The sequence below is a fragment of the Paraburkholderia polaris genome (assembly GCF_012927345.1).
GTDB classification, from domain to species: Bacteria; Pseudomonadota; Gammaproteobacteria; order Burkholderiales; family Burkholderiaceae; genus Paraburkholderia; species Paraburkholderia polaris.
This window is the reverse complement of the sequence record NZ_JABBGJ010000011.1, coordinates 1-14,125: the sequence shown is the minus strand read 5'-3', so window position 1 is coordinate 14,125 and position 14,125 is coordinate 1. Positions and strand designations below refer to the sequence as shown.

The 14,125-nt window shown below is 62.3% G+C and carries 16 protein-coding genes; 6 read left to right on the top strand and 10 right to left on the bottom strand.

Features of this window, described 5'->3' with window-relative positions; translation table 11 throughout:
- Positions 1-12 precede the first annotated feature (12 nt).
- Positions 13-630: an oligoribonuclease gene (gene orn, locus HHL24_RS11820; RefSeq protein WP_169485663.1), complete on the bottom strand. Its 618-nt coding sequence runs from the start codon at positions 628-630 to the stop codon at positions 13-15.
- Positions 631-820: 190 nt separating this feature from the next.
- On the opposite strand from orn, the gene HHL24_RS11815 reads away from it, so the two are divergent.
- The 3 genes from HHL24_RS11815 to HHL24_RS11805 are packed head-to-tail and all read left to right on the top strand — an operon-like array spanning position 821 to position 3,369.
- Positions 821-2,080, top strand: a complete 1,260-nt coding sequence (locus tag HHL24_RS11815; protein ID WP_169485662.1) for a M48 family metallopeptidase — start codon at positions 821-823, stop codon at positions 2,078-2,080.
- The gene (gene rsgA, locus HHL24_RS11810; RefSeq protein ID WP_169485661.1) at positions 2,077-3,018 is read left to right on the top strand and encodes a ribosome small subunit-dependent GTPase A; all 942 of its coding nucleotides are present in this window, start codon (positions 2,077-2,079) and stop codon (positions 3,016-3,018) included. The genes HHL24_RS11815 and rsgA overlap by 4 nt, the downstream gene beginning before the upstream one ends.
- Positions 3,019-3,048: 30 nt before the next feature.
- Positions 3,049-3,369, top strand: a complete 321-nt coding sequence (locus HHL24_RS11805; RefSeq protein WP_169485660.1) for a putative signal transducing protein — start codon at positions 3,049-3,051, stop codon at positions 3,367-3,369.
- A gap of 208 nt (positions 3,370-3,577) precedes the next feature.
- Here the strand turns inward: HHL24_RS11805 and HHL24_RS11800 are convergent, their stop codons facing one another.
- The 6 genes from HHL24_RS11800 to rpsP form a co-directional block, all read right to left on the bottom strand.
- Positions 3,578-4,516, bottom strand: coding sequence for a CobD/CbiB family protein (locus HHL24_RS11800; RefSeq protein ID WP_169485659.1), 939 nt, complete (start codon positions 4,514-4,516; stop codon positions 3,578-3,580).
- A gap of 115 nt (positions 4,517-4,631) precedes the next feature.
- The gene (locus HHL24_RS11795; RefSeq protein WP_169485658.1) at positions 4,632-5,348 is read right to left on the bottom strand and encodes a CoA pyrophosphatase; all 717 of its coding nucleotides are present in this window, start codon (positions 5,346-5,348) and stop codon (positions 4,632-4,634) included.
- 93 nt (positions 5,349-5,441) lie between these two features.
- Positions 5,442-5,831: a 50S ribosomal protein L19 gene (gene rplS / locus HHL24_RS11790; protein WP_012433948.1), complete on the bottom strand. Its 390-nt coding sequence runs from the start codon at positions 5,829-5,831 to the stop codon at positions 5,442-5,444.
- Between the two features lie 155 nt (positions 5,832-5,986).
- The gene (gene trmD, locus HHL24_RS11785) at positions 5,987-6,754 is read right to left on the bottom strand and encodes a tRNA (guanosine(37)-N1)-methyltransferase TrmD (protein ID WP_169485657.1); all 768 of its coding nucleotides are present in this window, start codon (positions 6,752-6,754) and stop codon (positions 5,987-5,989) included.
- A 24-nt stretch (positions 6,755-6,778) separates the two neighbouring features.
- Positions 6,779-7,513: a ribosome maturation factor RimM gene (gene rimM / locus HHL24_RS11780; protein WP_169485656.1), complete on the bottom strand. Its 735-nt coding sequence runs from the start codon at positions 7,511-7,513 to the stop codon at positions 6,779-6,781.
- Between the two features lie 117 nt (positions 7,514-7,630).
- A complete protein-coding gene (gene rpsP, locus HHL24_RS11775) occupies positions 7,631-7,885 on the bottom strand; it encodes a 30S ribosomal protein S16 (RefSeq protein WP_006050280.1) in 255 nt (84 codons plus the stop codon).
- 226 nt (positions 7,886-8,111) lie between these two features.
- Here rpsP and HHL24_RS11770 point away from each other — a divergent pair, with 226 nt between their 5' ends.
- Positions 8,112-9,242, top strand: a complete 1,131-nt coding sequence (locus HHL24_RS11770) for a PQQ-dependent sugar dehydrogenase (RefSeq protein WP_407947497.1) — start codon at positions 8,112-8,114, stop codon at positions 9,240-9,242.
- A 239-nt stretch (positions 9,243-9,481) separates the two neighbouring features.
- Positions 9,482-9,949, top strand: a complete 468-nt coding sequence (locus HHL24_RS11765; protein WP_169485654.1) for an NINE protein — start codon at positions 9,482-9,484, stop codon at positions 9,947-9,949.
- 16 nt (positions 9,950-9,965) lie between these two features.
- On the opposite strand, the gene HHL24_RS11760 is transcribed toward HHL24_RS11765, so the two are convergent.
- Both HHL24_RS11760 and HHL24_RS11755 read right to left on the bottom strand, forming a co-directional pair.
- Complete coding sequence (locus HHL24_RS11760; protein ID WP_169485653.1) at positions 9,966-11,111, bottom strand: PA0069 family radical SAM protein; 1,146 nt, start codon at positions 11,109-11,111, stop codon at positions 9,966-9,968.
- A 97-nt stretch (positions 11,112-11,208) separates the two neighbouring features.
- On the bottom strand, positions 11,209-11,697 hold the full coding sequence (locus tag HHL24_RS11755) for an Lrp/AsnC ligand binding domain-containing protein (protein ID WP_007180908.1): 489 nt from the start codon (positions 11,695-11,697) through the stop codon (positions 11,209-11,211).
- Between the two features lie 169 nt (positions 11,698-11,866).
- Here HHL24_RS11755 and HHL24_RS11750 point away from each other — a divergent pair, with 169 nt between their 5' ends.
- Complete coding sequence (locus tag HHL24_RS11750) at positions 11,867-13,153, top strand: D-amino acid dehydrogenase (RefSeq protein ID WP_169485652.1); 1,287 nt, start codon at positions 11,867-11,869, stop codon at positions 13,151-13,153.
- 140 nt (positions 13,154-13,293) lie between these two features.
- Here HHL24_RS11750 and HHL24_RS11745 read toward each other — a convergent pair.
- The coding region (locus tag HHL24_RS11745; protein ID WP_169485651.1) for an acyl-CoA dehydrogenase at positions 13,294-14,125 on the bottom strand (832 nt) is incomplete at its 5' end.

The window sequence follows — 14,125 nt, the reverse complement described above, 5'->3', positions numbered from 1 at the left end:
GCCGCTTACGGGTTATTCCGCAGCGGGCGCTTCCGGGACCTGCGAGGCCGCCGGAATCAGGAACTGCTCGCGGTAATACTTCAGCTCGTCGATCGATTCATGGATGTCCGCCAGTGCCGTATGCATGGCGCGCTTCTGGAAACCCTTGTAGATCGCCGGCTGCCAGCGGCGGCACAGTTCTTTCAGCGTGCTGACGTCGAGATTGCGGTAGTGGAAGAAGCGCTCCAGATCCGGCATCCAGCGCGCCATGAAGCGCCGGTCCTGGCAGATCGAATTGCCACACATCGGCGATTTGCCCGGCGGCACATAAGCGCTAAGAAAGTCGCGAATCTGTTCGGTGGCATCGGCTTCGCTCACCGTCGACGCCTTCACACGGTCGATCAGGCCCGAGCGGCCATGCGTGTTCTGGTTCCACTGATCCATTTTGGCGAGCGTCTCGTCGCTCTGATGAATCGCCAGCACCGGCCCTTCGACCAACCGGTCGAGCGTCGAATTCGTCACCACCACCGCGATTTCGATGATGCGGTCGGTGTCCGGTTCGAGCCCGGTCATTTCCATGTCCAGCCAGACGAGATTCATGTCGCTGCGCACGAGCGGCGGCTGTTCGGTGGATGCGAGGATGTCAGTCATGAAGGCAACCCTGATGGCCGGGCAAACGGCTTCGCTGGAAGCAGGCTTGCCGCGGCGATTGTTCGTATGAGATCGGTTTGAGCCGGGTTGAGCCGGTTTGGGCCGGGTTTCGGCCGGGTTTCGGCTTATCGCCCCGCCCTCAGGCGGGAAGAAACATATAATTCTCGCATAGATACCACGGAATCCCCGGATGCCTACCTTGTACTTCACCGTTCTGTTCGTCGTCGCCGTCGTGGCGATGGTCGGCACCAAACTGTGGCTCGCGTCGCGGCAGATCCGCTTCGTCGCCGGCCATCGCGAGCAGGTGCCGAGCCAGTTTGCCGGCACCATCGCGCTCACCGCGCACCAGCGCGCCGCGGACTACACCGTCGAGCGCACACGGCTGACGATGATCGAGATTGTCGTCGGCGCCGCCGTCCTGATCGGGCTGACGCTGCTGGGCGGCGTTCAGGCGCTCGATCTGGCGATTTCCGATTGGCTCGGCCGCGGCTATGCCGGCCAGATCGCGCTGGTCGCCGCGGTGATCGCGATCACCAGCGTGATCGATCTACCGTTCGAGTACTACCGGCAGTTCGTGGTCGAGCAACGCTTCGGCTTCAACCGGATGAGCAAGGGTATTTTCTTCCTCGACCGTCTCAAGGGCGTGCTGCTCGGCGCTGCGTTCGGCTTGCCGCTGCTGTTCGTCGTGCTGTGGCTGATGAACCAGGCCGGCAGCCTGTGGTGGCTGTGGACGTGGGTCGTCTGGGTCGCGTTCCAAATGCTCGTGCTGGTGCTGTATCCGTCGTTTATCGCGCCGCTCTTCAACAAGTTCGAGCCTCTCAAGGACGAAGCGCTGAAAAGCCGCATCGAAGCGCTGATGCAGCGCTGCGGTTTCGCCGCGAAGGGCCTGTTTGTGATGGACGGCAGCCGCCGTTCGGCGCACGGCAACGCCTATTTCACCGGCTTCGGGGCAGCCAAGCGGATCGTGTTCTTCGATACGCTGCTCGCGCGCCTGTCGGGCAACGAGATCGAAGCCGTGCTCGCGCACGAACTCGGCCACTTCAAGCGCCGTCACGTGATCAAGCGAATGGTCGTCACGTTCGCAATCAGCCTCGTGATGCTCGCCCTGCTCGGCTGGCTGACGCAATGCGTGTGGTTCTATGAAGGACTGGGCGTGCGGCCGTCGCTGATCGGCGGCAATAGCGGCCTCGCGCTGGTGCTGTTCTTCCTCGCGCTGCCGGTGTTCCTGTTCTTCGTCACGCCGCTCGGCAGCCTCAGTTCGCGCAAGCACGAGTTCGAAGCCGACGCGTTCGCCGCCACGCAGACCGATGCGCAAGACCTCGTCAATGCGCTCGTCAAGCTGTATGAGGACAACGCGTCGACCTTGACGCCCGATCCGCTCTACACCGCGTTCTATTACTCGCATCCGCCGGCGTCGCAGCGGATCGACCGTCTGCTGCGGCACGCATGAGCGGCCGCTCCCCGAAAGCGCCGCGCGCGCCGTCCAGCACCCGCGTAGGCGGGCTTGTGATCGCCGCCCATGGGCGCCACTACATGGTGGCACCGGAAGACGGCAGCCCGATGCTCCAGTGCTTCCCGCGCGGTAAGCGCAGCGAAGTGGCGGTCGGCGATCGCGTGATTTACGAACCGACTTCGGCGGATCAGGGCGTGATCGTCGAGATCGGCGAGCGGCGCAATCTGCTGTATCGCTCGGATCAGTACAAGTCGAAACTCTTTGCCGCGAACCTCGATCAGTTGCTGGTCGTGCTCGCGACCGAGCCGCACTTCAGCGAGGACCTGCTGGGACGGGCGCTGGTTGCCGCAGAGGCACACGAACTGAAACCGTTGATCGTGCTGAACAAGATCGACGTGAGCGGCGCGCTGGAGGGCGCGCGCAAGCGGCTCGAATCGTATCGCGCACTCGGCTACACCGTGGTCGAAGTGTCGATCAAGATGCAGCCTGACGCCGCGCGTACCGCTTTGATCGAGCATCTGCAAGGTCACTCGACGCTGCTGCTCGGCCAGTCCGGCATGGGCAAATCGACGTTGGTGAATCTGTTGATTCCGAATGCCGAAGTCGCCACACGTGAGATCTCGACCGCGCTGAACAGCGGGCGGCATACCACGACCTTCACGCGACTCTACCCTTTGCCTGGTGCCGACGGCGGTGCGTTGATCGATTCGCCTGGCTTCCAGGAATTCGGTCTGCATCATCTGACCGAGGGCCGGCTCGAGCGCGCGTTTCCCGAGTTCCGGCCGTTGCTGCCGAACTGCCGCTTCTATAACTGCCATCATTTGCAGGAGCCGGGCTGCGCGATTCTCGAAGCGGTTGCCGATGGTCGCATCCGGCGCGAACGGCATGCCCTGTATGCGCAACTGGTGCACGAAGCCAGCCAGATCGTGCGCTAACGCGCGTCGCTTTCAACCCATGGACTCACGATGAAATTGATGCGCGCGCCGAATCTGATCATCGGACAGCATTGGGTCAATGTGCTGGAGACGGCAGGCATCGCTTGCGAGTTGCATAACCGTTATCTGAACGGCGCGCTCGGCGATATTCCGGCGGATCAGTGCGCGCCGGAGCTATGGCTCGTCGATGAACGCGACGAAGTGATGGCGCGGCGCCTGATCGATGCGGCTTCGCATGGACCGGCGGCAGGCTCGCCTTCGTGGCAATGTCGCCAGTGCGGGGAGACGCTCGAGGCGCAGTTCACGGTGTGCTGGCAGTGTGGGACGGCGCGGGATCCGCGGGATGGGTGAAGCGGTTGAGGTGCAGGTGAACGGTGAAGCGAGCGGGCGCGGGCGACAAACGGTGCGGCGGTTCGAGTGCGGCTGATAGGCAGTGAAGTGGCTCGGACTCAGATGCTAAGCGGCGAAGCCGCCGCGGCGTGGGCAATAAAAAAGCCGGGTTCAATGCCCGGCTTTTCTCTGCGTTGCGTTAGTCGCGCGCTGACTTAAGCGAACTGCATCAGGCGAGCCAGACGGCAATCGTCAGCATCAACAGCAGAATCATCCACAGCACCACCGCGCGCCACACGAGACCCACCGCCGACTGCAGCGTGCGCGGTGTGCAGTCGTCGCCGACCTGCATCGGGCCACCGTCGCCCGTGGCGAGCGCGTCGAGGCTCGACGGCTCGGCGAGCGGCCCACTCAGACGCGCACCCAGCGCCCCACTGCCCGCGGCCAGCAACACGCCGTCGTTCGCGTCCGGCCACTGACGAGCGTGGTTGCGCCACGCATAAATCGCGTCTTCGAAATTACCGACGATCGCAAAGCCCAGCGACGTAAGCCGCGCCGGCACCCAGTCGATCACGAAGAAGGCACGCTGCGCGAAGCTCGAAAACGCCGCGGTGCGATCGTCCACCGGCCGAGCCCACGCGCGCGCCAGATACTCGGCAATCCGATACAGCACCGCGCCAGCCGGTCCGACCGGAATCAGGAACCAGAAAAACACGCCGAACACATGCCGATGCGAGGCGACCACCGCGTGAATCAGCGTATGACGCACGATCTCGCTGACGGGCATGTCGACGGTGTCGAGCCCAGTCCATTCATTCAGGATTTCACGCGCGCGCGGCACATCGTCGTTGTTCAACGCGAGGTGGATGTCGGTGAAGTAATGGCTGAACTGCCGGAAGCCGAGCGTGAAGTACAGCACCGCGACGTTCCACAGGAAAGCCAGCGCAAAGTGAATGTGATAAAGGACGTAGTAGATGAGCGCGACGGCCAGCGTCCAAGGCACCACCACCACGAGCCACGCGAGCAGGCCATGCTTGGGTTTGCCGGCATCGAATCCGTGCGCCGCCGACTCCGCATGGTATTGAAGCAGCGCGGACACCGGATTATTCGGCGATAGCGCGCGTACCTGTTCAATGATCAGAGCCAGCAATACGGAGAAAAAAGTCATGCGGTGCGCCGTGCTTTTCGAGTTTTTACGATTGTTTTATAACGATAGCACAGGGTCGGATGCGACTGAGCGCAGACGTTGACAAACACCCAACAAGTGCACAGACCGACGCGACTCACGCTGCGAGAAAGCGATAGAAGTTGCGCAGCATCGCCGCCGTCGCGCCCCAGATGAAATAATGGCCGCCCACCTGGCTCTCGCGGTCTTCAGCTTCAGCCGACGCGGCCCGCGGATAGGGCATGGCGAAGAAGCGGCGCTCGCCGCCTTCGTAACGAAACACGCGCTCCTCGTGATGCGCGGGATCCATCAGAAAAGCAAGCGGCACTTCGAAGACTTCGGCGACTTCAAGTGCATCCACTTTCAACGTGAATGGCGGATGCACGAGACCGATCACGGGCGTCACGCGAAACCCGGTGCCCGTCAGATAGTCGGGCAACGCACCGAGAATTTCAACGCGCGACGGATCGAGACCGACTTCTTCCTGCGCCTCGCGCAATGCCGTGGCGGTCGCATCTGCGTCGAATGGTTCGTGACGGCCGCCGGGAAAGCTCACCTGGCCGGCGTGATCGTTCAGATGGTCGGCACGTTGGGTCAGCAGCACGGTGAGGCCGTTGTCGCGTACGACCAGCGGCACCAGCACGGCAGCAACGCGCGGATCGACGTGCGCATCGCGCCACGGTGCTTCGATAATCGGCTCAGGCGTCCAACTCAAACGCTGCTCGAAACGCGCACGCAGACCATCCGGCGTCAGGCGCGCGGCAACCACCGGTGGCAGATCGGCGCCCGTCGCTTCGACAGGCAGAGTTTCAGGCTCAAAGGCGGGGCGGATCAACGGGTCTCTCGTAATGAGCGGATAGGGGACATTCCGCTATTTTGACCTGGCAAACAAAAAAGCACCCGCGAGGGGTGCTTTTTCTTACAGCTTTTACGCTTCCGGAGCAGCGCGGTCTTTCTTTGCGACCAGCTTTTCCTTGATCCGAGCCGACTTGCCCGAACGGTCGCGCAGGTAGTACAGCTTCGCACGACGCACATCGCCACGACGCTTCACGACGATGCTTGCCAGCAGCGGCGAGTACGTCTGGAACGTACGCTCGACGCCTTCGCCCGACGAAATCTTGCGGACGATGAACGACGAATTCAGGCCACGGTTACGCTTGGCGATCACGACGCCTTCGTAAGCCTGAACACGCTTACGCGTACCTTCAACCACGTTCACGCTGACGATCACCGTATCGCCGGGGGCGAATTCGGGGATGGTCTTCTCGCCGAGGGCGCGGCCGATTTCTTCCTGCTCGAGTATTGCAATCAGATTCATCACTGACTCCTAAGTCCATCTTGTCGGCGTTCGTACCTGCCTCGCGTAGGGTTTGCCTAGTGCGCGCGGCTACGGCCCCGATAGAGGATGGGTTCACATCTGGCGCCGTACACGCATGTGCGGCGCCGCCTATGTCCGCTCGAAAGACCGAGGCTTTACGCCTTCGACGCTTCCTTTGCGAGACTCGTAAGCCATGCCTCGTCGGCACGGCTCAACATCTTATTCTTTCTGGCCTTCACGATCAGATCGGGCCGCTTGTTCAAGGTATTGCGCAAGGCCTCACGCCGACGCCACGCTTCGATTTCCGCATGATGGCCGCCGAGCAGCACATCAGGCACACGCACGCCGTTGTATTCCTCCGGACGCGTGTAATGCGGACAATCCAACAGTACGTCGACGAAACTGTCCTGCACCGCCGATTGCGAGTCATTCAGCACGCCGGGCAACTGACGCACCACGGCATCCATCAACGCCATCGCCGGCAATTCGCCGCCGGACAGCACGAAGTCGCCGAGGCTGACTTCTTCGTCGACGACACGGTCGAGCAAACGCTGATCGATCGCTTCATAGCGCCCGCACAACAGAATCAGACCAGGTTCGGCCGCGAACTGCATAACGCGATCGTGATTCAGCGTGGCGCCTTGCGGCGACATCATCACGACGCGCGACGCGCCGATGCCCTGCTCCGCCTGCGCCGCTTTCGCCGCGCCGATCGCGTCTTCCAGAGGCTTGGCCAGCATGACCATGCCGGGGCCGCCGCCGTAGGGACGATCGTCGATTGTGCGGTAGTTGTCCGTGGTGAAATCGCGTGGATTCCACGTACGCAACCCGTAGCGCTCCTGCTTTGCCGCACGGCTGGTGATACCCCAGTCGGTCAGCGCACGAAACATGTCAGGAAAGAGCGTCACGACATCGAACTGCATCGCTCTCTCCAGTCAGCGAGTTATTTAGTAATCGGCTTCCCAGTCGACGATGATCTGCTTCGCCGCCTGATCCACCGTTTTGACAAAGACGCCGACGAACGGGATCAAGCGCTCCCCGGTCACCGGCTTACCGTTTTTGTCGGTATCCAGGTATTCGATGCGCAACACCGAGTGCGCACCGTTGTCGATCATGTCTGCAACCTTGCCGAGGTTGACCCCGGCAACGTTCACCACATCCAGGCCGAGCAGGTCGACCCAGTAGAATTCATCGGCTTCGAGTGCCGGAAATTCGCTGCGGCTGATATAAATGCGTGTGCCACGCAGCGCCAGTGCCACATCGCGGTCAGTTACGCCGCCCAGATGGGCAACGACACTGTCGCTATGCGTTTTTGCCTGCAATGACGGCGCCGACTTGCGCTCGTGGCCTTTCAGCAACCACCAGCGCTTCGCGCTTAGCAACGCGTCTCCGCCGTGCCCGGCATCCGCGTGCGCGGCTACCTTGACCCAGCCTTTGAGGCCGTAAGCGTCGACGATCGCGCCGACCTCGACCGCATCGGCCGGCCAGCTTTCCGCCGTTTCCGCGCGCATTCCTGCTGCGTTGGAACCGGCGCTTGCAACTTCAGCTTTCGCGTTGCCTTCGGCCCGCTCGACCGGCTTGCGGACGAATGCACCGAACGGCGCCTGACCAGACGTCTTCGCGCGCGGGGCGGCTGCTTTTGCCTTTACGCGATCAGAACCACCGGAATCACGCCCAGACATAAGAGAACCTCGCTGCCAACTTCGACGTCTGCTTCAGCAAAACTCGCGCATCGGACTGCTCACGCAAGCTGCGCGAGCCGCCGGCCGAACCGACGACGATACGCATGCTAGCTACCATTAAGCAGCCGGCTGCGCCTTTTGCGCTTCTTTCACGAGACGCTCGACGGTCGGCGACAGTTGTGCGCCAACGCCTTGCCAGTACGTCAGGCGGTCTTGAGCGATACGCAGCGACTCACCCTTCGTAGCGACCGGGTTGTAGAAGCCAACGCGTTCGATGAAGCGGCCGTCACGACGGTTACGCGAATCGGTTGCGACGATGTTGTAGAACGGGCGCTTCTTGGAGCCGCCACGAGCCAAGCGGATGATGACCATACTAGAATCCTTGAAAACCGGGGTTCGGAACGACTGAAACACGCGATTATAGCGGGAAACCGACGCCATAACAAACACTTACCGGGATAAACTGAGTGACCGGGTTGCGCCGGCCATACAGGCGGGGGGCCCAGACCACGCCGAAACGCCCGAATTACCTGACGGAGCGCCCGTGAAACTTCTGCCGACGCCTGCGTTTTTTTTCGTTTCATTCGCCGGCTTTGCGCTGCTTGCCAGCTTTTCGAGCACCATCCGCGTTCAGGCCCTGCGCGCTGGCGCAACGTTGTTGCTCGCCGCCACTGCCCTGCCGGCGCTGGCCGCGCTGCCGGTCGAGCGCATCACACTGCCTCCGGGCTTCCATATCGCGATCCTGTCGGACGCGGTACCCAGCGCGCGAGCCATGGCGCTCTCGCCGAAAGGCATTCTTTATGTAGGCAGCCTCGACGGCCACGTCTACGCGCTGGAATTGCAGAATGGGCGCGTGACGGCTCGCCACGTGATCGCCTCCGGATTGGAGACACCGGCGGGCGTGGCGTGGCGGGATGGCGCGCTGTATGTGTCCGCAGTGTCGAAAATTCTACGCTTCGACGCGATCGACACCCATCTGAACGATCCGCCCAAGCCGGCCGTCGTCACCGACACACTGCCGACGGAGACTCATCATGGCTGGAAATTCATCGCTTTCGGGCCGGATGGCAAGCTGTACGTGCCACAGGGCGCGCCCTGCAACGTCTGCCTGAAAGACCGCGACCGCTTTGGCCTGATCGGCCGCATGGACCCGGACGGCAGCCATTATGAAGTCGTGGCGCGCGGCATTCGCAACTCGGTCGGCTTCGCGTGGCACCCGGTGACGCATGAGCTGTGGTTCACCGACAACGGCCGCGACCTGATGGGCGACGACGTGCCGGACGACAAGCTCAACCGCGCGCCGCGCGTCGGCATGGACTTCGGCTTTCCGTACTGCCATGGCGGCGACACGCCCGACCCCGAGTTCGGCAGAGACCATCCGTGCAGCGCCTTCACGCCGCCGGTTGTCAAACTCGGTGCGCACGTTGCCTCGCTCGGCATGCGCTTTTACAACGGCTCGATGTTTCCGGCCGCCTATCGAGACAATATTTTTATCGCCGAACACGGTTCGTGGAATCGCAGCAAAAAGGTCGGTTACCGCGTCGTGCGGGTGATCACCAATCCTGACGGCAGCAACGCGCGTCAGGAAGTCTTTGCCGAAGGCTGGCTCCAACCGGGCGAAGCGGTATGGGGCCGCCCAGCCGACGTGCAACCGATGCCTGATGGTTCGCTCCTGATCAGCGACGACTATGCCGGCGCGGTCTACCGCGTGACTTACTCAGCGCCGTAGCCGTAGCCGTACCCTTAGCCGTAGCCGCGGGGGGCGCGTGACCAGCGCCGTCCGGCATTGCCCACGTTCCCGAAGCGGCGCTACGCTGCATGACTCGCGCCGCCAGCAATCCGCCTGCGCGACCACCGCGCTCGCCCATCACGTGACCGCCTCTACACAGCGTGGCGTAGAATGCGCGTCGGTCCGTGCCCACCGGCGCCCCGCTCCTTTCGACCGCTTGTCACTCTGTTCTCGCCTACATGTCCACTCTTGCTTCGACTTCCTCGCATTTCAGATCCAAGACAATTACCGCCGCGCTGGCATTCTTCTTCGGCAGCCTCGGCGCCCACCGGTTCTATCTGTATGGCATGCGCGACATCTACGGCTGGGCTCATCTGCTCGGCACGCTGATCGGGATTCCGGGTGCCATGCTGGTGGTGGCAAGCGAGCGCGCCTCGATGCTCGGTTGGGTGCTGGCGTTTTTCGGTGCCGTTTCGCTGCTCTCCGCCTTTCTGGCTGCGATCGTCTATGGCCTGCGTCCGGATGACAAATGGGATGCGCAGTTCAACGCGCAAAGCCAGCGCAAAAGCCGCTCTGGCTGGACCGTCATTTTCATCGTGATCTTTTCACTGCTGATCGGTGCGTTCCTGCTGATGACGGGCCTCGCGATCTCGTTCCAGACTTACTTCGAAGGTCAGGTCCAAGCCGCCAAAGCGCTGTCGCAATGACCTTCCGCGCGCCGCGCTAAAAAAGCCTCAACTGTGGATTGTCGCGCAGCGACGGTTCAGCCCGCACCGACTCGACCCGGCGAAAGTGCGACATATCCAGAATGCCGCGATCGCGCCGATTTAACCCGAGCCGGCGCACGGCCTTCTGGAACCGCTGCTTCAGCAGGTCCGCCCACAATCCTTCTCCCTTCATTCGAGTCGAGAAGTTCGAGTCGTAGTCCTTCCCGCCCCGCATATCGCGCACGCGACTCATCACCCGGTCAGCCCGATCGGGAAAATGCGCCGCGAGCCAATCCTTGAAAAGCGGCGCCACTTCCCACGGCAAGCGCAGCACGATGTAGCTCGCATTGCATGCGCCGGCCTCCGCACAGGCTTCCAGCACGCGCTCCATGTCCGGTTCGGTGACGAACGGAATCACCGGCGCGATGCTCACGCCAACGGGAATGCCCGCCTCGCTCAACGTACGGATCGTGCGCAATCGACGCGACGGCGTAGCCGCACGCGGCTCAAGCGTGCGCGCGATATCTGCATCCAGCGTGGTGATCGTGATGGCCGCCATGAACTGCCCGCGTGCGGCCATAGGCGCGAGCAGATCGAGATCGCGCTCGATCAGCGACGATTTGGTGATCGCCGCGAATGGATGGCCCCGCTCGCTGAGCACTTCAATCACCCGCCGCGTAAGCCGCAAATCGCGCTCGGCGGGCTGCCAGGCGTCGGTATTGACACCCAGGGCAATCGGCTCGGGCACATAGGACTTCTTCGACAACTCTCGCTCGAGCAATTCCGGCGCATTGATCTTCGCGTAGATGCGGCTCTCGAAGTCGAGACCGGGCGACAGCCCCAGATAGCTATGTGTAGGCCGCGCAAAGCAGTAGATACAGCCATGTTCGCAGCCCCGATATGGGTTCAGCGACACGCTGAACGGAATATCCGGCGACGCATTGCGCGTGAGAATGGTCTTGGCCCGCTCTTCGAAAACCTGCGTGCGTAAGACCTTGGGCTCGCCATCTTCCTCCGGCGACGAAAGCCAGCCGTCGTCCACCACTTCGCGCTGGTCGACTTCGTAACGGCCTTGCAGGTTCGTCACCGCCCCGCGCCCCTTGCGAGGCGCAGGCGGAGCGATCGGAAATTCGTTAGCGGAGTGGATGTCGGAATCGGTCACGGCTGGAGCACGTAAAAACAAAACGGCGCAAAACACCTGTATAAATATACAGTGTTTACGCCGTTTGTCGAGTCCAGCTACGCACCTTCCCCGCGAACTAATCGCCAACCGCAATCGTCAGCGTTTCCTTGATCTCTTCCATCACCACGTAGCTCTTGGACTGCACCGCGCCGGGCAGTTGCAGCAGGATGTCCCCCAGCAGTTTGCGGTAGTCAGCCATTTCGCCGATACGCGCCTTGATCAGATAGTCGAAATCGCCCGACACGAGGTGGCACTCCAGCACCTCTGGGATCTTCTGCACCTCGCGGCGGAACTGGTCGAACATGTTGCCGCTCTTGTGATCGAGCGTGATCTCGACGAACACCAGCAGCGCGGCGCCCAACTCAGCCGGGTTCACACGTGCGTGATAGCCGGTGATCACGCCGTCGCGCTCCATCCGCTTGACGCGCTCGATGCAAGGCGTAACCGACAGCCCGACCTGTTCGGCGAGGTCTTTCATCGCCATCCGGCCGTCCTGTTGCAGGAGCCGCAGGATCTTGTGGTCGAGTTTGTCGAGGGCCCGGACCGGTTGGCGCTGTGTACGCATAGTGTTTTTGCTGAAAATCTTGAAAATACAATAACAAAACCTACCTGACTGTTAATAGTATAGCGGTTAACACTGGGCGATCCGCGTTACACCTCGTTAATCGAACGAATTCCAACGAATCGACGAGCGAGCCGCCCTCAGATCTCTTATTGAATATCCTGGAGCAGCTATGCGAGTCGTCGTTTTGGGCAGTGGCGTTGTCGGAGTGACGAGTGCTTATTACCTGGCACGCGCCGGTCACGAAGTCACGGTGATCGATCGCGAGGCCGGTCCGGCGCTCGAAACCAGCTTTGCCAATGCCGGCCAGATCTCGCCGGGCTACGCGTCGCCGTGGGCGGCGCCGGGCGTGCCGCTGAAGGCCGTCAAGTGGATGTTCCAGAAGCATGCGCCGCTGGCAATCCGCCTCGACGGCACGCAATTCCAGTTGCAATGGATGTGGCAGATGCTGCAGAACTGCACGTCGTCGCGTTATGCGGTGAACAAGGGCCGCATGGTCCGCCTCGCCGAATACAGCCGCGATTGTTTGCAAGCGCTGCGCGCCGAAACCGGCATCCAGTACGAAGGCCGCACCGGCGGCACGCTGCAGGTATTCCGCACGCAACAGCAGTTCGACGGCGCCGCGAAAGATATCGCCGTGCTGCAGGAAGCCAACGTGCCGTATGAACTGCTGTCTCCGGCCGAGCTCGCGCAAGCCGAACCGGCGCTCGCCGCGGTCTCGCACAAGCTGACGGGCGGTCTGCGCCTGCCGGGCGACGAAACCGGCGACTGCCAGATGTTCACCACGCGCCTTGCCGCGCTGGCCGAGCAACTGGGCGTCAAATTCCGCTACAACACGCCGATCGACGCACTCGCCATGGCGGGCGACCGCATCGCCGGCGTGCAATGCGGCGATGAACTGGTGCGCGCCGACTCGTTCGTCGTGGCGCTTGGCTCGTACTCGACGAAATTCCTGTCCGGCCTCGTGAAGATTCCGGTCTACCCGCTCAAGGGTTATTCGATCACCGCACCGATCGTCAACGAAGCGTCCGCGCCGATTTCGACCGTGCTCGACGAAACCTACAAGATCGCGATCACGCGCTTCGACGACCGGATTCGCGTCGGCGGCATGGCGGAGATCGTCGGCTTCGACAAATCGTTGCGCCAGGCGCGCCGCGAAACGCTGGAACTGTGCGTGAACGATCTGTTCCCGGGCGGCGGCGATACGTCGAAGGCCACTTTCTGGACCGGCCTGCGTCCGATGACGCCGGACGGCACGCCGATCGTCGGCCGCACTCCCGTGCCGAACCTGTTCCTGAATACGGGTCACGGCACGCTGGGCTGGACGATGTCGTGCGGCTCGGGCCAATTGCTGGCCGACGTGATGTCGGGCAAGCAGCCGGCGATTCAGTCGAACGATCTGTCGGTGCATCGCTATCTCGGCGAGACCGGCGAAGCGCATCGTCCGGCTTATGCATAACGTTTTGGCTTAACGCTTCGCGAGCGGTTGCGCCGGTCTGTTACAGCGGTCCGGCCTGACAAAAACGAACGGCGCCTCATAAGGCGCCGTTCGTTTTTTATGCACGAGCTTTCGCTACATGGCTCGAGCCAAGTGAAGCATCAGAACTGATCTTCCGACAAAGCCAGCACACCCTCACCGCCCTTCGCGCTGACGATCGACGCTTCCAGCGCCGACGCCAGCGGCAGCACGTGCTCGGCATAGAACTGAGCCGTCGCGATCTTGGCGCCGTAGAACGACGGATCTTCGGCGCGCTTTTCAGCCGCCACAAGCAACGCACGCGCCATCTGCCAGCCGCCCAACACGATGCCCGCCAGCTTCAGATACGGCACGCTGCCGGCGAACACCGCGTTCGGATCGGACCTCGTGTTAGCGACAACGAAATCAACAGCAGCGCTCAGCGACTGATGGCCTTGCGCCAGATACTTCTTCATCGAATCGAACGCCGCGCCTTGCTGCGCGCCCAGAGCTTCGATCGTTTCAGCCACGCCGGCCAGCAGCGACTTCGCGACCTTGCCGCCGTCGCGCACGGTCTTGCGGCCGATCAGGTCATTCGCCTGGATCGCGGTCGTGCCCTCGTAGATCGGCAGAATGCGCGCGTCGCGATAGTACTGCGCGGCGCCGGTTTCTTCGATGAAGCCCATGCCGCCGTGCACCTGCACGCCAAGGCTCGTCACGTCGATCGACAGCTCCGTGCTCCAGCCCTTCACGATCGGCACGAGGTATTCGTAGATCGCCTGGTGTTCGGCGCGTTTGGCTTCGTCGGGATGACGATGCGCGATGTCGCAGTGAGCCGCGGCGACATACGCCAACGCGCGTGATGCTTCCGTGAGGCCGCGCATCGTCGACAGCATGCGGCGCACGTCCGGGTGCTGAATGATCGCCACGGACTGCTTCGCGGAACCATCCACCGGCCGGCTTTGCACGCGATCC